At 73.3% G+C, this 19,845-nt stretch carries 14 protein-coding genes and 1 pseudogene; 5 read left to right on the plus strand and 10 right to left on the minus strand.

The window, feature by feature from the left end; translation table 11 throughout:
- Positions 1–143: 143 nt before the first annotated feature.
- The gene (locus ACFWVV_RS32230; RefSeq protein ID WP_384342326.1) at positions 144–1,817 is read right to left on the minus strand and encodes a hypothetical protein; all 1,674 of its coding nucleotides are present in this window, start codon (positions 1,815–1,817) and stop codon (positions 144–146) included.
- 303 nt (positions 1,818–2,120) lie between these two features.
- Positions 2,121–3,509 (minus strand): transcriptional regulator, encoded by a 1,389-nt coding sequence (locus tag ACFWVV_RS32235; RefSeq protein ID WP_384342324.1) that lies wholly within the window; start codon positions 3,507–3,509, stop codon positions 2,121–2,123.
- A gap of 323 nt (positions 3,510–3,832) precedes the next feature.
- Here ACFWVV_RS32235 and ACFWVV_RS32240 point away from each other — a divergent pair, with 323 nt between their 5' ends.
- The 3 genes and pseudogenes from ACFWVV_RS32240 (at position 3,833) to ACFWVV_RS32250 (ending at position 7,294) form a co-directional block, all read left to right on the plus strand.
- A complete protein-coding gene (locus tag ACFWVV_RS32240; RefSeq protein ID WP_384342322.1) occupies positions 3,833–4,519 on the plus strand; it encodes a bifunctional DNA primase/polymerase in 687 nt (228 codons plus the stop codon).
- Positions 4,520–4,679: 160 nt separating this feature from the next.
- Positions 4,680–5,483: pseudogene (locus ACFWVV_RS32245) on the plus strand (ABC transporter ATP-binding protein); the annotation flags it as partial.
- 158 nt (positions 5,484–5,641) lie between these two features.
- A complete protein-coding gene (locus ACFWVV_RS32250; protein WP_384342320.1) occupies positions 5,642–7,294 on the plus strand; it encodes a transporter in 1,653 nt (550 codons plus the stop codon).
- A gap of 231 nt (positions 7,295–7,525) precedes the next feature.
- On the opposite strand, the gene ACFWVV_RS32255 is transcribed toward ACFWVV_RS32250, so the two are convergent.
- Complete coding sequence (locus ACFWVV_RS32255; RefSeq protein WP_384342871.1) at positions 7,526–8,404, minus strand: alpha/beta fold hydrolase; 879 nt, start codon at positions 8,402–8,404, stop codon at positions 7,526–7,528.
- A 932-nt stretch (positions 8,405–9,336) separates the two neighbouring features.
- Complete coding sequence (locus ACFWVV_RS32260; RefSeq protein WP_384342318.1) at positions 9,337–10,029, minus strand: metal-dependent transcriptional regulator; 693 nt, start codon at positions 10,027–10,029, stop codon at positions 9,337–9,339.
- Positions 10,030–10,248: 219 nt separating this feature from the next.
- On the opposite strand from ACFWVV_RS32260, the gene ACFWVV_RS32265 reads away from it, so the two are divergent.
- Positions 10,249–11,004: an SIS domain-containing protein gene (locus ACFWVV_RS32265; protein WP_384342317.1), complete on the plus strand. Its 756-nt coding sequence runs from the start codon at positions 10,249–10,251 to the stop codon at positions 11,002–11,004.
- A 102-nt stretch (positions 11,005–11,106) separates the two neighbouring features.
- Here the strand turns inward: ACFWVV_RS32265 and ACFWVV_RS32270 are convergent, their stop codons facing one another.
- Together ACFWVV_RS32270 and pdxH are read right to left on the minus strand one after the other, a co-directional pair.
- Positions 11,107–12,519, minus strand: coding sequence for a PAS domain S-box protein (locus ACFWVV_RS32270; RefSeq protein WP_384342315.1), 1,413 nt, complete (start codon positions 12,517–12,519; stop codon positions 11,107–11,109).
- Between the two features lie 468 nt (positions 12,520–12,987).
- Positions 12,988–13,614 (minus strand): pyridoxamine 5'-phosphate oxidase, encoded by a 627-nt coding sequence (gene pdxH / locus ACFWVV_RS32275; RefSeq protein ID WP_384342869.1) that lies wholly within the window; start codon positions 13,612–13,614, stop codon positions 12,988–12,990.
- 264 nt (positions 13,615–13,878) lie between these two features.
- Between pdxH and ACFWVV_RS32280 the strand changes: the two genes are divergently transcribed.
- Positions 13,879–14,979, plus strand: a complete 1,101-nt coding sequence (locus ACFWVV_RS32280) for a citrate synthase 2 (protein WP_384342314.1) — start codon at positions 13,879–13,881, stop codon at positions 14,977–14,979.
- Positions 14,980–15,160: 181 nt separating this feature from the next.
- On the opposite strand, the gene ACFWVV_RS32285 is transcribed toward ACFWVV_RS32280, so the two are convergent.
- The 4 genes from ACFWVV_RS32285 to ACFWVV_RS32300 all read right to left on the minus strand — a co-directional run bounded on the left by ACFWVV_RS32285 (position 15,161) and on the right by ACFWVV_RS32300 (position 19,844).
- Entirely contained in the window at positions 15,161–15,742 is a 582-nt protein-coding gene (locus ACFWVV_RS32285) for a TetR/AcrR family transcriptional regulator (RefSeq protein WP_384342312.1), read from the minus strand.
- Positions 15,730–16,473 carry an enoyl-CoA hydratase family protein gene (locus tag ACFWVV_RS32290; protein ID WP_384342310.1) on the minus strand — a complete coding sequence of 248 codons (744 nt, stop codon included), beginning with the start codon at positions 16,471–16,473 and terminating at the stop codon, positions 15,730–15,732. Before ACFWVV_RS32290 ends, ACFWVV_RS32285 begins: the two co-directional genes overlap by 13 nt.
- A 186-nt stretch (positions 16,474–16,659) precedes the next feature.
- Complete coding sequence (locus ACFWVV_RS32295) at positions 16,660–17,826, minus strand: acyl-CoA dehydrogenase family protein (RefSeq protein WP_384342308.1); 1,167 nt, start codon at positions 17,824–17,826, stop codon at positions 16,660–16,662.
- Positions 17,823–19,844 carry a biotin carboxylase N-terminal domain-containing protein gene (locus tag ACFWVV_RS32300; RefSeq protein WP_384342306.1) on the minus strand — a complete coding sequence of 674 codons (2,022 nt, stop codon included), beginning with the start codon at positions 19,842–19,844 and terminating at the stop codon, positions 17,823–17,825. The genes ACFWVV_RS32295 and ACFWVV_RS32300 overlap by 4 nt, the downstream gene beginning before the upstream one ends.
- Position 19,845 lies beyond the last annotated feature (1 nt).

A 19,845-nucleotide genomic window follows, 5' to 3' on the forward strand; every position in this document is an offset into this window, starting at 1 on the left:
ACTGTGCCCCGCCGGCGGCCGCCGCACGCCGCCTGAGGACGCGTCCCTCTGCCGGGTGCGGGCGGCTCGGAGCTCCACGGGCCGGCGGCTCAGGGCCCCATGGGCGGGCCGGCGGCTCAGAGCCCCATGGGCGGGCGGGCGGCTCAGAGCTCCGTCGGCTGGTGCTTGGTGAGGCCGTACTTGGCGGCGATCTCGTTCCACGGGTCCACGGCGGCCTTCTTCGCCCGGGACGCGTTGCCGCTCTCGCGGTCGCCCAGGCGGCGCTCGCCGGTCGCCTTCGCCCTGCCCTTGGAGCAGAACTTCTTCGGGTCGCCGGCGACCCTGTCGGCCCAGGCCGCGTAGTGGTCGTCCGCGGCGGCCGATGCCTGCCAGGCCGTGTTCAGCGAGGCGGTGAGCGACGCGTGGCCGTCCAGTTTGTCGACCTTGAGTGTCTGGAGGCGGGTCACCAGGCCGCGCCGCTGTTCGGCGGCGGCGCGCAGGTCGGTGGCGGCCTTGGGCAGGCTGTCGCAGCGGCTGATGGCGGCGACCGCGTTGATCACCTGTTCGCGGCTGTCGTTGCTGTCCGCGAGCAGCTTGTCCAGTGCGACGGCCTGCGCCTTCGCCGGGTCGGCGTCCTGCCCGGCGGGCTGCTGCGCGGGCAGCGAGCTCCCCGAGGCGACGGTTTTGGTGTCGTCGCCCTTGGTCTTGGTGTCGTCGCCGCCGAAGTTCAGCAGCGCCCCGATGCCCAGTCCGATCACCGAGCAGCCCACCACGACGGCCGCGATCATCGGCACCGCGCCGACCTTGCGCCGCCGGGGCCCGGGGCCCGCGCCGGGACCGGGCTGCTGGAACTGCTGGTAGCGCGCCTCCTCCTGCTCCGCCTCCTGCTGGCGGGGCGGCAGGAAGCGCGGCATCTGCTGCGTGGCGGACGGGGCGTCGGGCGCCTCGGCGGCCTGCGGGGCCTGCGTGCGGAACAGGCTGTCGAACTCGGCGGGCGGCTGCCGCTCTCCCGGCGCCCCCGGCTGCAGGGGGACCTCGGGGCGGGCGGCGTACGCGGCCCCGGCCGGCACCGGCGGCAGGTACTGGGTGGCGTCCGCGTCCGAACCGGCGGGCGGCCGCAGCGCCTGCTGTCCGAGGAAGGCGGTGCCGTCCACGGGCCCGGTGGGCGCGGGACCGGTGGGGACGGAGCCGGTGGGGACGGAGCCGGTGGCGGCCACCGGGGCGACCGGGTTCTCCGGCGGCAGGGCGCCGGGGCCCTGCACGACGGGCGGTATGAACTGGGTGGCGTCCGCGTCACCACCCGCTGCGGCGGGCATGTCCCAGGAGGGCTGGGAGTGCTGCGAGTGCTGGGGGGCCTGCGGCTGCTGGGGCATCTGAGGCTGCATCTGCGCCTGTGACACCTGTGCCTGCGGCATCTGCATCTGCGGCGGCATCGGCATGGGCGGTGACTGCTGCTGCGTCTGCGGCTGAGGTGCCGCAAAGTTCCCGCCCTGCGACTGCTGCGTCTGCGGCATCGGGGTCGCGTAGTTTCCGCCCTGGGACTGCTGGTGCGCCTGCGGCTGCGGTGCCGCGAAGTTTCCGCCCCGGGACTCCTGGTGCCCCGTCATCTGCTGCTGTGCGCCCGGCTGTTGGGCCGCCGGGCCCCACGGCTGGTCCCAGCTCTGACCCTGGGGCGGCGTCACCTGGCCGGCCGCCTGACCGGGTGCGGCCGGCCACGGCGGCTGCTGCGGGGGCAGTGCCTGCGCGTACTGCGGGTGGGCCGGGGGCAGTCCCGCGCCCTCGTGTGCGGGGCGGCCAGCGGGATGCTGCGGCTCATCACCCTGTTCGCTCTGCGTCAACGGGGGGCTCCTGCCATCGGGCCTAGGGGGTCCTCGCCATGACGGCGAGGGACGGAATCACCGCTTCACGCTACCGGGTGAGCCGGTCCCTGTGCCACGTACCCATGATCGCTGGTCAACGCCCCGAGGTGCGGACCCCTCGGCTGTAACGCATCACCGCACGTTGACGCTGGTATGGGCTCCCTGTTGACGCCGCGCGGCGGGCTGCGCGCCCCCCGCGTCCGTGACGGACTTCGCGTCGCGTCCCGCCCCTCCCGCCACCTCGGCCGGGGCGGCGGGACAGGAGGGACGGCGCGGGGTGCCTCAGGCCGCCTGCAACTCCATCCTGGCGCCGAACTCGCGTACCGAAGGCTCGTCCCGGTAGGGCTCCAGGCGCTGCTGGAAGTCCTCCAGGTACTCCGCTCCCCGGTTCGACCGCAGCGTGGAGAGGAGCTCCACCGCGCGCGTGCCGGTGTGGCAGGCGTGCTCGATCTCCCGTTGCTGCACCTGCGCGGTGGCCAGCAGTACGAGGCCGATGGCGCGGCGGCGCACCTTGCCGTCGGGGTGGCCCTGCACGCTCTCCTGGGCCCGGCGGGCCGCCGCGTCCGCCTGCCCGAGGTCACGGTGACAATGAGCCAACTCGTCTGCCAGATACGCCTGGTCGAAGTGGGCGATCCAAAACGGGTCGTCCCCCGAGTCCCCCGCGTCGTGCGCCCGCTCCAGCGCCGACAGCGCCCTCGACGCCACCGCGGCGCAGGTCCGTTCATCGCCGAGCAGGGCGTGCCCGCGCGCCTCGGCCGCGTAGAACATGGCCTCCGTCCGGGGCGTGACCCGCCCCCGTGCGCCCTCCTGGGCGGCCCTCGCCAGCTGGGCGATCTCCCGGGGGTTCCCGAGCTGGGCCGCCAGATGGCTCATGGAGGCGGCCAGGACGTAGCCGCCGTAGCCGCGGTCCCCGGCCGCCTGGGCCAGCCGCAGGGCCTGGATGTAGTAGCGCTGGGCGAGTCCCGGCTGGCCCGTGTCGACCGCCATGTATCCGGCCAGCTCCGTCAAGCGGGCGACGGCGGCGAAGAGTTCGCGTCCGGTGGCCTCCCGGTAGGAGCCCGAGAGCAGGCCGGAGACCACGCTGTTGAGGTAGTGCACGACGATCGGGCGCACGTGTCCGCTGCCGAACTTGTGGTCCAGCGTCACCAGCGCGTCCGTCGTCGCCCGGACCGCCGCGACGTCACTCGCCCCGACCCGGGACCCCGCCGTACGCGCCACCTGGTGGTCGGCGCCGGTGATCAGCCAGTCCCTGCTCGGCTCCACCAGTGCCGAGGACGCCACCGAGGACCCCGACAGGAAGTCCCGCCGGCCCACGTCGCTGCGCCACAGCTCGCAGACCTGCTCGATCGCACCGAGCACGGTGGGCGAGAACTGGAGGCCGATGCCGGAGGCCAGGTTCTTGCCGTTGGCCATGCCGATCTCGTCGATGGTGACGGTGCGGCCCAGCTTGCGGCCCAGCGCCTCGGCGATGATGCCGGGGGCGCGGCCCCTGGGCTGCTGACCGCGCAGCCACCGCGCGACGGACGTCTTGTCGTAACGGAGATCGAGCCCGTGCTCGGCGCCGCACATGTTGACCCGTCGGGCCAGTCCGGCGTTGGAGCAGCCGGCTTCCTGGATGAGCGCCTGGAGACGTTCGTTCGGCTGACGGGCGATGAGCGGCCTGGCTGCCATGTGTACCCCCTGGTGCGGGCGCGGGTGAACTCGACCGGGACCCCTGCGGGTTCCGTGCGGAGATCACTGCCCTGCGGATATGCAAAGAATGCGAGTCATGCGTATACATGACGACAGATGCCGGTAGATGACAGTTGATTCCGGAAGTCGGAGGTATTGGCCGGTACTTCCGGGCTTCCTCTTTTGTGACTTCCCGCTCTTGGCCACGGACCCACCTGCGCGCCCCCGCCCGTGCACCCATGCGCCCCGCATGCAGGATCGATGCGCCATCTCCCGCGCGACCGCGCCCGTAACCGGAGGTGGTGCGCGCAGTTGAGTGGGGCGTGGAAGAGACCATCGGAGTCACGGACGTCGACGCAGCCCAGATCCCTCAGCAGCGCGGTGATCAACTGCTGGACAGCGCCGTGCGGTACGCGGAAGAACGGCACTGGGACGTGGTCCCCGGCACCTGGCTGGAGGCCGAGGAGGGGATGGAGCGCTGCTCGTGCGGCGACCTGGCCTGCGCGGCTCCCGGTGCGCACCCGGCGAAGGGCGACTGGGCGACGCAGGCGACGGGCAGTGCGGTGGCTGCGCGCAGGATGTGGCAGAAGAACCCGAAGGCCTCGATCCTGCTGCCCACGGGCCGCACCTTCGACGCGATCGACGTGCCCGAGACCGCCGGTTTCCTCGCGCTGGCCCGGATGGAGCGCATGGAACTCACCCTCGGCCCGGTGACCAGCACCCCGGACCGCAGGCTGCTCTTCTTCGTCCTGCCGGGCGCGGGCGCCAAGATCCCTGATCTGGTACGGAAGTTGGGCTGGGTTCCCAGCACACTGGACCTGATCGCCCGGGGCGAGGGCGACTACGTGGCGGGCCCGCCCACCCGGATGGGCGGCATGGGCGCCGTGCAGTGGGCCCGCCGCCCCACCCCCGCCAACCGCTGGCTGCCGGACGCGGAGGAGCTGATCAATCCGCTCGCGTACGCCTGCGGCCGCGAGGCGGCGGCGGCCCGGGGGCGCGCCCGGGGGTAGCCGGCGGGTCCGTGGATGCCGCGTTGACCGCGCGGGACGGGCGGTGCCGTACGCGGTCCGGGCGGTGCCGTACGCGGTCCGGGGCACGCGCACCCGGGTCGGCGGACCGGGCAAGCCCTAGGGTGGAACCCGTATCACGGGGACCACGAAAGGCAACGGCATGCCCGACCAGGCATTCGAAAAGGCGGGCGGAGCGCAGTCGGCGCCGCCCGCCGCGGTACGTGTTCAGGGCTTGTGGAAGCGGTTCGGCGAGCAGGTGGCCGTGGCCGGAATCGATCTCGAACTGCCCGCGGGGAAGTTCATCGGGCTGGTCGGGCCGAACGGCGCGGGGAAGACCACGACGCTGTCGATGGTGACGGGCCTGCTCCGGCCCGACCAGGGCACCGTCGAGATCGGCGGTCACGACGTGTGGCGCGACCCGGTGCAGGTCAAGTCCCGGATCGGCGTGCTGCCGGAGGGGCTGCGGCTCTTCGAGCGGCTGTCCGGGCGCGAACTGCTGGCCTACAGCGGCCGGTTGCGCGGGCTGCCGGGCGCCGAGGTGGACAAGCGGGCCACCCAGCTGCTGGACGTACTGGATCTGGCCGGATCGCAGCACAAGCTGGTGGTCGACTACTCGACCGGTATGCGCAAGAAGATCGGGCTGGCAGCCGCGCTGCTGCACAACCCTCAGGTGCTGTTCCTGGACGAGCCGTTCGAGGGCGTCGACCCGGTGTCCGCGCAGACCATCAGGGGTGTTCTGGAGCGGTACACGGCGTCCGGTGCGACGGTGATCTTCTCCAGCCATGTGATGGAGCTGGTGGAGTCGCTGTGCGACTGGGTGGCCGTGATGGCCGCGGGCCGCATCCGCGCCCAGGGCACGCTGGCCGAGGTGCGCGGTGACGCGCCGACCCTGCAGAGCGCGTTCCTGGAACTGGTAGGCGCGCAGGGACGGAACGCGGGCGAGAGCCTGGACTGGCTGGGCGGGGGCGGCGGAACGCCCGCGGCCTCGATTGCCGGTGCGGGGGCGGAGGCCGGGGAATCGGGGCTCGGTGCGGGGCCCGGCACGGAGCGCGGTGCGGGGTCCGGCACGGGGCGCGGCACGGAGTCGGGCTCCGAGCCCGGCGCCGGGGGCGGTGTCTCGCGATGAGTGTGGTGGTCGACGAGTCCGCCCGCGGGGCGGGTGCGGACGCAGGTCCCGGTGCCGTTTCGGCGGGGCTGACCCCGCTGTTCGTCTCGCTCAAGCTCGCGCTGCTGAAGAACGGGCTGCGGCAGTCGTCCGGGCGCAAGGCCGCGTTCATCACCACCGGGGTGCTGGTGGTGCTCTTCTCGGCGCTCCAGCTGTTCGGTCTTGTCATGCTGCGCGGGGTGGCCGCGGCGCCGACGGTGACACTGCTGCTGACGCTGGTGCTCGCGTGCGGCTGGACGTTCATGCCGCTGTTCTTCCCGAGCGGCGACGAGACGCTGGACGCCTCCCGGCTGGTGATGCTGCCGTTGCGGCCGAGGCCGCTGGTGCGGGCGCTGCTCGCAGCTTCCCTGGTGGGTATAGGGCCGCTGTTCACGGTCTGCCTGGTGGTGGGCTGTGCGATCGCCGTGGCGCACGGGGCCGCGGGTGCCGCGGTGGCGGTGCTGGCGGCGCCGCTGACCGTCCTGACGTGCGTGGCGCTGGCCCGTACCGTCGCGACGGCCAACGTACGGCTGCTGACCAGCCGGCGCGGCCGTGATCTGGCGGTGCTCAGCGGGCTGGTCATCGCGGTGGGCATCCAGTTCGTGAACTTCGGCTGGCAGCGGCTGTCGCGCACCGGCGGCAGCCTGGACGTGCTCGACCCGGTGGCCGACGTGGTGCGGTGGCTGCCGCCCGCGTCGGCGCTCGGTGCGGTGCACTCGGCGAGCGAGGGCGCGTACGGCCGGGTGGCGCTCCAGCTGCTGCTCGCCCTCGCCCTGCTGGGGTGGCTCCTGTGGTCGTGGGAGCGCGGTCTGGTCAAACTGATGACGGCGCCGGACGGTTCGACCCTCCAGTCGTCCTCGGGCCCGGCGCGCAAGGAGTCCAAGGCGGGGCTGCTGTCGCGGCTGCTGCCGGACGGACGGACGGCGGCCACCGCGCAGCGGGTGCTGCGCTACATCTGGCGCGACCCGAAGACGAAGGGACCGTGGGTCTCCTCGCTGGCGATCGGGCTGATCGTGCCGGTGTTCAACGCGCTCCAGGGGACCGGGTCGGTGTACTTCGCGTGCATCGCGACGGCGATGCTCGGGATGCTGACCTTCAACCAGTTCGGTGCGGACACCTCGGCGTTCTGGATGGTCGCCCTGACCGTCTCGTCGGCGCGGGACGCGTTCGAGGAGCTGTGGGCGCGGATGCTGGCGCTGCTGGTCATCACCGTTCCGTACACCGTGCTGGTGGTGGTCGTGACGACGGCGGTCGTCGGTGACTGGAAGTCGCTGCCCGAGGTGCTGGGCATGTCGCTGGCCCTGCTGGGGGCGATGCTGGCGGCGGGCATGGTGGCCTCGGCCAAGTTCCCCTACTCGGTCCCGCAGGACAGTACGCACAAGAACGTGTCGGCGGGCCAGGGGTCGCTCGCGTGGATGTCGCTGCTGGCGGGGCTGGTGGTGTCGGTGGTGACCTGTGCACCGCTGATCGCCCTGACGGTCTGGCTGCACCTGAGCGACGGCGCGACATGGCTGCTGCTGCCGGTGGGCGTGGTGTACGGGGTGCTGGTGGGCTGGGCGGGAATGAAGGTGGCGGCACCCCTGGTGGCGCGGCGGCTGCCGGAGATCCTGGCGGCGGTCAGCAAGGGCTGAGGCGGCAGGCCCGGGGCTGCGCCGAGCCGGCGGGGCCCGGGGTGGGGCCGAGTCCGGCGGGGCCGGTGGTGGGGCCGAGTCGGCGGGGCCGGTGGTGGGCATCCCTCCCGCACGTCCTGGTGGGCGTGCGGGAGCGGGCGGGCTCAGGTGCCGGTGCGGGCGGGTCCAGGTACCGGTGCGGGCGGGCTCAGGTGCCGGTGCGGGCGGGTCCAGCCGCCACAGGGACCCGGCTCAGGTGACGGTGGGGGCGAGGTCGCTGGTTTCCTCCAGGAAGGGTTCGATGGCGGTGCGCCAGCCCTCGGGCTGGTCGTAGTGGACCAGGTGCCCGGCGTCCTGGACCTCCGCGTAGCGGCCCTGCGGCAGGACGCGGACCATCTCCTGGGCCTCGGCCCGCCCGAGCTCGCCGTCCAGGCCGCGCACCACCAGCGTCGGGCAGCGCACCTGGGACAGCTCGTCCCAGTGCGCGTCGAAGACCCACGTCGCCCGGGACATCAGCATCTGACGGCGCGAGAAGACCGGCCGCCAGCCGTCCGCACGCTCCGCCATCACCTCGGCGAAGAACTCGCCCCGCGCGGGGCTCGGCCGCTCCACCCAGGGGTCGTCCTCGCCGAACCACTTCCGTACGTCCGCGAGCCGCGCGAACGGCACCGGCCAGGCCTTGAACCAGTCCTCCCACTCCCGCTGGGAGGCGGCCCCGAGGGCCGAGGCGCGCATGTCGCAGACGACCAGCGCACGGACCAGGTCGGGCCTCTTGGCGGCGAGCTGCCAGGCGGTGAGGGCGCCCATCGAGTGGCCGATCAGGGTCACCGGGCCCAGGCCCAGCTGCTCCACCGCGGCCTCGGCGTCGGCGACGTACGCCTCGCGGGTGTACGGGCCCTCGGCCGGTTTCTCGCTGCGGCCGTGGCCGCGCTGGTCCAGGGCCACCGCCCGGTGCCGCCCGGAGAGCCAGCGGGCGGTGTCCGCCCAGTGCGCGGAACGGCCCATCAGCCCGTGCAGCAGAAGGACCGCGGGGGGCCGCCCCGGATCGGCGCCGGCCTTGGGCGGGTCGGCGAACTCCCAGGCGGCGAGGCGTACGCCGTCGGCTCCGGTCACGTCGATGCGCCGCACCATATGGCCTGGCACCCCCTTCTTCGTCCGGCTCTTCGGCTTCCGGGTCTCTTCGGCTTCCGGGCGGTCGTCGTTGCCTACCCCGCCACGCTATCGAACTCGCATTCGAAAATACGGGTTCACCATGCAAGACCCCTCTTTCGAGTGACAGGGCTCAAGGATTGGCTCGCGCTGCCGAGGGGAGATCTTCTGCGGGAGGCGGGCCGCTCGGGGAAGACGGTCCGCGGGGGTCGACCTAGGGAGCTCGGGGCTCCAGGTCGACGCAGGGGAGGACAGGCCCCGGCGCCTCAGGGCGCCGGGGCCCTCCTTGTGCCGGGAGGTGCACGGGGCGGGGCGGGAGGTGCGCGGCGCCGGCCCGGAAGTGCGCGGCGCGGGCCCGGGGGCACTCGGCAGGAGCCGGTACCCGCACGGCGCGGGGCGGGAAGTGCGCGGCACGGGCCCGGAGGCACTCAGCAGGAGCCGGTACGCGCTCAGCGCACACCGGGAGGCGCACGGCGCGAGCCGGTGCGCGCACGGCGGCCGGTGCGACGGCACGCGCATCGACGTCTGCGGCGGCCTGTACGGTGCGCGCATCGACGTCTGCGGCGGCCTGTGCGGTGCGCGCGGTACGGGCCGCACGTACGACGGGTTCCGCATCCCCGCCTCCTCCCCGGCAGCCCTGTGGGCCGGCCGGCAGCCCGTACTCACCTCGTGTGCCCCGGTTCGTGTGCCGCAGACACAGGGTGGCACGCGATCTGACCGGCCGCTGCCATTCCGGCACGAAAAGAGGACCCAACTCGCCCCCGATCCAGCAAGGTTGACCTTGCGGTGCACCGGCGGGCGGCCCGGTGGGCCGCCACCACGCGACCACCGCGCGGCTGCCACGCGGCTGCCACCGGGCAACCGCCCGGCTGCCGCGCGGCCACCGCTTCCGCTCCCTTGCCGGCCGCGTCCGGCTACCGCTTGGCGACGAAGACGTGGGAAGCCGTCTCCGCGTCCAACTCGGCGGCCTCGCCGCTGCTGCCGACCAGCACCCCGCCGGGCGACTCGGTCACGCTGACCACCGAACCGGGCTGCACGCCCGCGCGGCGCAGCGTGTACATCAGCTGGGCGTCGGTCTGGATGGGCTCGCCGATCCGCCGTACCACCACCGTCTTGCCGTCGGGGCCCGGCGAGAGCTCGCTGAGGCTGACCATGCCCTCGTTGAGGAAGGGGTCCGCCTCGGACTTCTCGCCCAGCTCCTCCAGACCGGGGATCGGGTTGCCGTACGGGGACTCGGTGGGGTGGCGGAGCAGTTCGAGCACCCGGCGCTCCACCGCCTCGCTCATCACGTGCTCCCAGCGGCACGCCTCCGCGTGCACCTGCTCCCACTCCAGGCCGATCACGTCGACGAGCAGGCACTCGGCGAGGCGGTGCTTGCGCATCACGCGCGTGGCCAGCCTGCGGCCCTCCTCGGTGAACTCCAGGTGGCGGTCGCCCGCCACCGTCACCAGGCCGTCGCGCTCCATGCGCGCCACCGTCTGGCTGACCGTGGGCCCGCTCTGGTCCAGTCGCTCGGCGATACGGGCGCGCATGGGGACGACGCCCTCCTCCTCGAGCTCGAGGATGGTGCGGAGATACATCTCCGTGGTGTCGATCAGTCCGGACATGTGTGCCCCTCGATGCTGTGACAGAAAATCGTCGTGCGCTGGCGGTGTCCGGCGGGATTCCGCGGGACGCCCCGGCCCGGTTCCAATTCTGACGCATCGCACCGACAACCGTGCCGCGCCCGGCTCACACCGTATTGACAGCCCACTGGTCCAGACCGCAACGTGATCCCGGCGCGGACGCCGCCTCGGTTCGTCACCCCTGGGAAAGGCCCTTCAGCGATGAGCGAGAACAAGCTGGCCGATCAGTTCTTCGACGCCGCCATCGGCCTGCTGCACCGGGTACGGGACGAGGAGAAGGAGAACATCAGCGCCGCGGGCACCGCCATGGCCGACACCGTCGCCGCCGGGGGCCGGCTCTTCGCCTTCGGCGCCGGCCACTCCTCGCTCGCCGCCCAGGACGTCGTCTACCGGGCGGGCGGACTCGCCCTGATGAACCTGCTCGCGGTCCCCGGCGTCGTCGGCGTCGACGTCATGCCGGCCACCCTCGGCTCCGCCCTGGAGCGGGTGGACGGTCTCGCGGGCGCGGTCCTGGACAGCAGCCCGGCCACGTCCGGCGACGTCCTCGTGGTGGTCTCCCTGTCGGGGCGCAACGCGCTCCCGGTGGAGATGGCGATGAACGCCCGCGCCCTCGGCCTGAAGGTCATCGGCGTGACCTCCGTGGCGTACGCCCGGGACACCCGCTCCCGGCACAAGTCCGGCACCTTCCTCAAGGACCACTGCGACATCGTGCTCGACAGCAAGATCGCCGTGGGGGACGCGGAGCTCACGGCGGACGGCATCGACGCCCCCTTCGCCCCGGCATCGACCGTGGTCACCTCGGCCCTCATGCAGGCGGTCATGGCGACCGCGGCGGGCGAGCTGGCACGGCGGGGCATCGAGCCGCCGCTGCTGCGCTCGGGGAACGTGGACGGCGGGCACGAGTGGAACGGCCGGGTGATGACCGAGTACGGCGACCGGATCTTCTTCCGGCACTGACGGGCCCGTTTCCGGCACTGACCGGCCCGCGGACCGGCGCCCGAGGCGGCCACCGGACATCTGGGGACCCCGTCGTGCACGCGGCCCCAAGCGCACCGGCCGTCAGGGCGCCTGCCCGGGCAGCCGCGCCAGGTCCACCGCCGCCGCCACCCGTAACGCGATGCTCTCCGCGTACGTCGCGTCGGGCCGTTCGAAGGCCGGGCGGCCCGGGCCGCGCAGGAAGGTGACCGTGCCCAGCGTGCGGCCCCGGCTGCGCAGCACCATGCACAGGGCGTGCACGGTCTCCCGCGGCCACTGCCGCTCGGCCGCCCACGCTGCGGCGTCCGCCCTGGTGCCCGCGCTCGCCCGGACCGCGCCCGTCCGGTCCAGCGCCTGGAGGGCGGGGTGGCCCTCGCCGTACCGCACGGGGATGCCCGCCTGCGGGTCCGCGGGGGTGCAGGGGCCCGGCTCGCCCGCGGGCGAGGCCGCGGCGCGCACCAGCCCGGTGCCGGCCAGTACGTCGATCAGGGCGTGGTCGGCGAACCCGGCGAGCCCGAAGTCGAGGTGGGCGGCCGCGGCCTCCATCGGGTCCTCGCACTCGGCGGCGGCCCTGGCCGCCCTGTGCAGCTGGTTGGCGCGGAAGCGGAGTCGGGCGGCCTCCTGTTCGCCCGTCTTCGCCTCGGTGACGTCCTGGAAGATCCAGCCGACGCCCAGCGGCACCGGTTCCTGGGCGAGGGGCGAGGTGAGCCGCAGGAAGCCGCTGCGCCAGCAGCGCCGCCGTTCGCCCTCCGCAGTGCGCACCGTCACCCAGAGGTCGACGGGGGCGGGCGGGGTTCCCTCGGCCAGCACGTGCTGGAGGGCGCCCTGGAGTTCCTCGGCGCCCTGGACGACGGTGTCGCCCAGCGGGCGGCCCAGGAGGGTCGTACGGCTGCCGCCCAGCGCCCTGGCGGCGTGCACGTTGACGACGGTGGGCCGCAGGTCGACGTCGAGCAGGACCACCCCCCACGACGCGTCCTCGAACAGGACCTCGCTGAGCGCGATGGCCCGCTCCAGGTCGATCTGGGCGTGCACCTCGCCGAATGCGCCGTAGATCCCGGCCGGTTTCCCGTCGGCGCCGGTCACCGCCGCGGACTGCATGCGGACGAGTACCCGGCTGCCGTCCTTGCGCAGCAGCGCGAACTCGTGGACCTGCCGGCCACCGCCTCGCAGCACGGACCGCAGCCGCTCCTGGACCTCGTCCGCGTCGGCGCTGCGCAGCGCCCAGCCGCCGAGGCCGCGCCGCCCCACGGCGTCGCGGGCGCTCCAGCCGAGGATGCGCTCGGCCTCGCGGTTCCAGTGGGTGACGGTGCCGTCGGCGTCGAAGGCGCAGAGGGCGGCTTCCATCCCGTCCAGGAGCGCGGCGAGCAGCTCCCCGCCCGCCCCGGGGCCGGGATCAGGCCCCGGCTCCGGGCCGGATTCCCGTCCGGATTCCGGCCCGGCCTCCGGCACCGACTCCCGTTCGGGACCGGTGGTCCCACTGATCGGAGAAGCACTCATCCGGCACCCCCGCAGGTGTTCGTCCGTGCTGCTGTCCGCCCTGCCGCACGTCCGGTCATTGAACTCGAACGTGACGCAGCCCACACCCTCTTTCCAGGAAATCGACGCACGCCGTTAATTCGGTTGAAGCGCTCCGGCGGCGCTTCTAGTGTGTCTCCCACGCTGAAAGGAGGTGATTCGGAAGTGATTTCTTTCCGGACTCGTGAGGTGGCTGCGGGCTAGTTGCCCGTACGTCGCACTCGGTGCGGTACCGGCGCAGCCGGTCCAATCCCCAGCAGTCACCGCCCCGCGGGCTCGCCGGTATGTCCGGCCGGCCTCCTCCCCGGAGGAGACCTGAGCCCGCGGGGTTTCCGCATGTCAGGGGCACTTTCCCCGGTGTGCCGCGCCCGGTGTGTGCCGCGCCCGGTGTGTGCCGCGCCCGGCGCGTCCCGTGCCCGGTGTCCCGCGCCGCGAGGCCCTTTTTGCCCCTCACGGGTTGAGGCGCTGCACCGTCCAGCCCCCGGCGCCGTCGTCGACGTACCGCAGCCGGTCGTGCAGCCGGTTCTCGTGGCCCTGCCAGAATTCGACGCTGTCCGGCACGACCCGGTAGCCGCCCCAGTGCGGCGGCACCGGCACCTTTTCGCCCTCGGGGTAGCGCTCCTCCAACTTCGCGTAACTGTCGGTCAGTTCGTCGCGCGAGCCGATGACCTGCGACTGTTCGCTGGCCCAGGCGCCGAGCTGCGAGCCGTGCGGGCGGGTGCGGAAGTAGGCGGCCGTCTCGGCGCGGGAGATCCGCGCGGCGGTGCCGGTGACGACGACCTGGCGGGCGATCTGGTGCCAGGGGAAGAGCAGCGAGAGGTACGGGTTGGCCGCCAGCTCCTCGCCCTTGCGCGAGCGGTAGTTCGTGAAGAAGACGAACCCCTCGCCGTCGAACCCCTTCAGCAGCACCGTCCGCGAGCTGGGACGGCCCTCGGGGGTGGCGGTGGAGACGACCATGGCGTTCGGCTCGTGCAGACCGCCCTCGACGGCCTGGCGGAACCAGCGGGCGAACTGTTCCATGGGCGCGCCGGCCAGCGAGTCCTCGGTGAACGGCTCGCTGCGGTACTGCTCGCGCATGACGGACGGATCGGGCGTGGGAAGTGTGTTCGGCACGGGGCCATCCTGCCGCAGTCGGCGCAGCGCCAGTCTTCCCACCCTCAACTCCGGCTAACCCTCTGCGAAGTGAGTCGGGGAGTGTGCCGGTTCTCACGCTTCCCCGCATCGGCTGAACCCGCCAAAATCCCCGGTGGGGAGCCTGTCGCTTCCCTACAGCAGGGGTATCGTTCCTGCCTCCCGCCGCTTGCGCACAGACCATGCGTTCAGATCTTGAGGAGCCGCCTGATGTCCGACTTCGTACCCGGACTCGAGGGAGTCGTCGCGTTCGAAACGGAGATCGCCGAACCGGACAAGGAGGGCGGCGCCCTCCGCTACCGGGGTGTCGACATCGAGGACCTGGTGGGCCATGTCTCCTTCGGGAACGTGTGGGGCCTGCTGGTCGACGGGGCGTTCAACCCCGGTCTGCCGCCGGCCGAGCCCTTCCCGATCCCGGTCCACTCCGGGGACATCCGGGTCGACGTGCAGTCGGCGCTGGCGATGCTCGCTCCCGTCTGGGGTCTGAAACCGCTGCTCGACATCGACGAGCGGACCGCCAGGGACGACCTCGCGCGGGCCGCCGTGATGGCGCTGTCGTACGTCGCCCAGTCGGCACGCGGGCAGGGCCTGCCGATGGTGCCGCAGAGCGAGATCGACAAGGCCGAGTCCGTCGTCGAGCGCTTCATGATCCGCTGGCGCGGCGAGCCGGACCCCAAGCACGTCAAGGCGGTCGACGCCTACTGGACGTCGGCGGCCGAGCACGGCATGAACGCCTCCACCTTCACCGCCCGCGTCATCGCCTCCACCGGCGCCGACGTGGCGGCCGCGCTGTCCGGAGCGGTGGGCGCCATGTCCGGCCCGCTGCACGGCGGCGCCCCGTCCCGCGTCCTCGGCATGATCGAGGAGATCGAGCGCACCGGGGACGCGCGCGCGTACGTGCGCCAGGCCCTGGACAAGGGTGAGCGCCTGATGGGCTTCGGCCACCGTGTGTACCGGGCGGAGGACCCGCGCGCCCGTGTCCTGCGCCGTACCGCCAAGGAGCTGGCCGCGCCGCGCTTCGAGGTCGCCGAGGCCCTGGAGAAGGCCGCCCTGGAGGAGCTGCACGCCCGCCGCCCCGACCGGGTGCTGGCCACCAACGTCGAGTTCTGGGCGGCCATCGTGCTGGACTTCGCGGAGGTCCCGGCGCACATGTTCACGTCGATGTTCACCTGCGCGCGTACGGCGGGCTGGTCGGCGCACATCCTGGAGCAGAAGCGCACCGGCCGTCTGGTCCGCCCCTCGGCCCGCTACGTGGGTCCGGGCACCCGGAACCCGCGCGAGGTCTCGGGCTTCGAGGACATCACGGGCTGAGTCCCCCGCAGCGGCGCGCGGGCGGCCGGGCGGCAGGTCAGGGGCCCGGGCTCGGGGCTTCGGGCTCCGGACTCAGGCCCTCCGGGCTCCGGGCTCAAAGGCCCGGGCTCCGGGCTCAAAGGCTCGGGCTCAGGCCCTCAGGGCTCCGGGCTCAAAGGCTCGGGCTCCGGATTCCGAGACCTCAGGGTTTGAGGGCGCTCTCCAGCAGAAGCGCCCACTGCGCGACCACCCGGTCCCTGCGGGCGGCGTCGTCCGTCAGCAGGTTGGCCAGGCCCAGGCCGCGCGCCATGTCCAGGAAGCCCTGGACGATCTCCCGCACGCCGGGGCGCGACTCGTCCGCGTGCAGCAGCTCGACGGCTATCCGGTGGGTCTCGCGGCCCACCCTCGCCTCCAGCTCCGTCACGCGCGCGTGCAGCTGCTCCTCGTTGGACGCCGCCACCCACAGGTGCAGGGCCGCCCGGAACAGGGGCCCGGTGTACAGGTCGACGACCGCCCGGACGACCGCCCCGACGTGGTGCCCCGGCAGCGCCCGCAGCGCGGTGGACCGCTCCTCCGCCACGTACTCGACCGCGGCGGTGAAGAGGTCCTCGCGGGTCGGGAAGTGGTGCTGGGCCGCCCCGCGCGACACCCCGGCCCGCTCCGCCACGACCGACACCGTGGAGCCCGCCCAGCCGCGCTCGGCGAGGCAGGCCACGGCGGCCTCCAAAAGGCGCTGACGGGTGGCGCGGCTGCGGTCCTGTTTGGGGGCGGTCACAGTTGCCATGCGGGGTCCCGTCGTTCGAGGTGCGCGGTCACGCCCTCGCGCGCCTCGGCGGACGCGAACAGCGCTGCCGAGCGTTGTACCAAATCTTCCGCATCGCGGTCGAAGGCGTCCCGCATTCCGGCTGTCAGCAGCCGTTTCGATTCCGCGAGGCCCTGCGGGGAAGCCCTCCGCAACGCGTCCAGTACGGGGTCGAGTACGGCGTCCACGTCCGGGGCGGCCTCGGTCAGCAGACCGATCTCACGGGCCCGCGCCCCGCCGAACACCTCCCCGGTGAGGAAGTAACGGGACGCGGCGCGCGGTTCCAGCCGGGTCAGCAGCGGGATCGAGATGACGGCGGGCGCCACCCCGATCCGTACCTCCGAGAAGGCGAAGTCGGAGTCGAGCGTGGCGAACGCCAGGTCGCACACCCCGAGCAGGCCGAGCCCGCCCGCCCGCGCGTGCCCCTCGACGCGGGCGAGGACGGGCTTGGGCAGTTCGGCGATCTGCCGCAGCAGAGCCACGAAGGCGTACGGACTGGCCGGGGTCTTCAGGTCGGCGCCCGCGCTGAAGGTGTTGCCGGTGTGCGCGAGCACCACCGCCCGTACCGAGGGGTCCTTCCCGCACATGTCCAGGGACCGGGCCAGCTCACTGACCAGGGCCGCCGAGAGGGCGTTGCGGTTGGCCGGTGTGTCCAGGGTGAGGGTGGTGATGCCGCGGTCGTGGGTGGTGGGGGCCAGGGCCTGCCGTGTCACTGTCGTCTCTCCCTGTCTCGCGGCGCGCGCCGCGGGATCGTGCCGGAGGCCGCCCGGGGCGCTCCGTCGGTGTAGGGGACTGGGTTGCCGTGCGCGTCTTGTACCCCGCGCGCGGCGCCCTCAGCGACGCGTCCGCGGGTGGGCGGGCGCGGGCGGGGGTGTGCCGCGGCGGGGCAGGTCATGAAACTAGTACGACTTGGGCAGGCCCAGGGACTGGTGGGAGACGAAGTTGAGGATCATCTCCCGGCTGACCGGGGCGATCCGGGCGACGCGGGCGGCCACGATGAGGGAGGCGAGTCCGTACTCGCGGGTGAGGCCGTTGCCGCCCAGGGTGTGCACGGCCTGGTCGACCGCCTTCACGCAGGCCTCCCCCGCCGCGTACTTGGCCATGTTGGCGGCCTCGCCTGCGCCCATGTCGTCGCCGGCGTCGTAGAGGGCGGCGGCCCTGCGCATCATCAGCCGGGCGAGTTCGAGCTCGATGTGCGCCTGGGCGAGGGGGTGGGCGATGGCCTGGTGGGCGCCGATGGGCGTCTTCCAGACCGTGCGTTCCTTCGCGTACGTCACCGCTCTGGCGAGCGCGTAGCGGCCCATGCCGACGGCGAACGCGGCGGTCATGATGCGTTCCGGGTTGAGTCCGGCGAACAGCTGGAGCAGTCCTGCGTCCTCGTCGCCGACCAGCGCGTCGGCGGGCAGGTGCACCTCGTCGATGACGAGCTCGAACTGCTTCTCCGGGGCCTGGAGTTCCATGTCGATCTGCGAGCGCCGGAAGCCCGGGGTGTCGCGTTCGACGATGAACAGGCAGGGCTTGAGGCTGCCGGTGCGGGCGTCCTCGGTGCGGCCGACGACGAGGGTGGCGTCGGCGATGTCGACGCCGGAGATGAAGACCTTGCGGCCGTTGAGCACCCAGCCGCCCCCGTCGGCCCTGCGGGCGGTGGTGGTGATGCGGTGGGAGTTGGATCCGGCGTCGGGTTCGGTGATGCCGAAGGCCATGGTGCGGCTGCCGTCGGCGAGTCCGGGCAGCCACGCGGCCTTCTGCGCCTCGGTGCCGAAGCGGGCGATGACGGTGCCGCAGATGGCGGGCGAGACGACCATCATGAGGAGCGGGCAGCCGGCGGCCCCCAGCTCCTCCAGGACGATGGCGAGTTCGCTGATGCCGCCGCCTCCGCCGCCGTACTCCTCGGGGAGGCTGACCCCGAGGTAGCCGAGCTTGGCCGCCTCGGACCACAGGGCGTCGGGGTGGGCTTCGTCGCGGACCACGGCGGTGAAGTAGTCGCGCCCGTAGCGCTTGCCGAGTGCGGCGACGGCGGCGCGCAGGTCCTGGTGTTCCTGGGTCTCGATGACGTCGGTGCTCATGCGGGGGAGTCCTCCGGTGCGTCGGTGTCCGCTGGGACGGCAGTGTCCACAGGGGCGGCGGAACCTGCCGGTGTGCCGGTGTCCGCCGGTGCGGCGGGCCCTGCCGGTTCTTCGGTGTCCGCCTCTACGACGGCGAGCAGGGTGCCGACCTCGACCTGGCGGCCGGGTGCGGCGTGCAGAGCGGTGAGCGTGCCGGAGGCGGGAGCGGAGATCCTGTGCTCCATCTTCATGGCCTCCAGCCAGAGCAGGGGCTGCCCTGCGGTGACCCTGTCCCCTTCCGCGAGCCCTTCGGCGACCCGTACGACCGTCCCTGGCATGGGGGCGAGCAGGGATCCGGGGGCGGTGCGGGTGGTGGGGTCGGGGAAGCGCGGGACGGCGGTGAGGGCGTGGGTGCCGTCGGGGGTGTCCACGTACACCTGACCGCCGTGCACCGCGACCGCGAACTGCCGCAGTACCCCGCCCACTTCGAGCACCACGCGGTCCGGCGACGCGGAGACGACGCGGTCGAGGCCGTCGACGCCCTCGACCGTGTAGCCGTCGCGGGTGCGCCGGTAGCGGACCTCGTGGTCGCCGTAGGTCCTGGTCTGCGGCTGCGAGGGCACGTTGCGCCAGCCCCCGCCGAAGCGGTCGTGGCGGCCCGACCCGCGGGCGGCGTCGGCGAGGGCGGCGGCCACGGCGGCGAGTTCCCGGCCGGGGGCGGGTGCGGTGAGGGTGTCCAGGTGCCGGTCGTAGAAACCGGTGTCCACCGCCGCGGCGAGGAAGTCGGGGTGGTTCAGTGAGCGCACCAGGAGATCCCGGTTGGTGACCGGGCCGTGCACACGGGCGCGGGCGAGTGCGTGGGCGAGCTTGCGGACGGCCTCGTGGCGGGTCGGCGCGTGGGCGACGACCTTGGCGAGCATGGGGTCGTAGTGGATGCCGACGGTGTCCCCGCCGGCGTACCCGGTGTCGAGGCGCAGGCCGGGACCCCGGGGGACGTCCAGGGTGTGCAGCGGTCCGGTCTGCGGCTGCCAGCCCGCGGCCGGGTCCTCGGCGTAGAGGCGGGCCTCCACCGCGTGCCCGGTGGGGGCGGGGGGCTCGGCGGGGAGGGCTTCCCCTTCGGCGATACGGAGCTGGAGTGCGACGAGGTCGATGCCGAACACCGCCTCCGTGACGGGGTGTTCGACCTGGAGGCGGGTGTTCATCTCCAGGAAGTACGCGTGGCCGTCCGCGTCGAGAAGGAACTCGACCGTCCCCGCACCCCGGTATCCGACGGCCCGCGCCGCCGCGGTGGCGGCCTCGTGGAGGGTGGTCCGCAGCGTGTCGGGAAGAGCGGGCGCGGGGGCTTCCTCGATGACCTTCTGATGGCGGCGCTGGAGGGAGCAGTCACGGGTGCCGAGCGCCCAGACGGTGCCGTGGTCATCGGCGAGTATCTGCACCTCGACGTGCCGGCCCCGTTCGACGTACGGCTCGGCGAACACCTCGCCGTCCCCGAAGGCAGCCCGCGCCTCGGCAGCGGCGGCCGTCAACTCTGCTTCCAGTGCCGCCACTTCGCGTACCACGCGCATGCCGCGCCCGCCTCCGCCCGCCGCCGCCTTGAGCAGCAGCGGAAGGTCGGCGGCCGTCGCGGCGGCCGGGTCGACGGGGGTGAGCAGCGGCACGCCCGCCTCCGCCATCAGCACCTTGGCGCGGGTCTTGGAGGCCATCTCCTCGATGGCTCCGGGCGGCGGCCCGACCCAGGTCAGGCCGGCGTCCTGGACGGCGCGCGCGAAGCCGGCGTTCTCCGACAGGAATCCGTACCCGGGGTGCACGGCGTCGGCGCCGGCCGACAGGGCGGCCTTCACGATCAGGTCGCCGCGCAGATACGTGTCGGCGGGCGAGGCCCCCGGCAGCCGTACGGCCGTGTCCGCCACGCGCGCGTGGAGCGAGTCCGCGTCCGGATCGGAGTACACGGCGACCGTGGCGATCCCGGCCTCCGCGCAGGTACGGAAGACGCGGCAGGCGATCTCGCCGCGGTTGGCGACCAGGAGGGTTCTGATCACG

Origin of the sequence: Streptomyces sp. NPDC058663, assembly GCF_042716745.1 — a bacterium.
Lineage (GTDB): Bacteria > Actinomycetota > Actinomycetes > Streptomycetales > Streptomycetaceae > Streptomyces.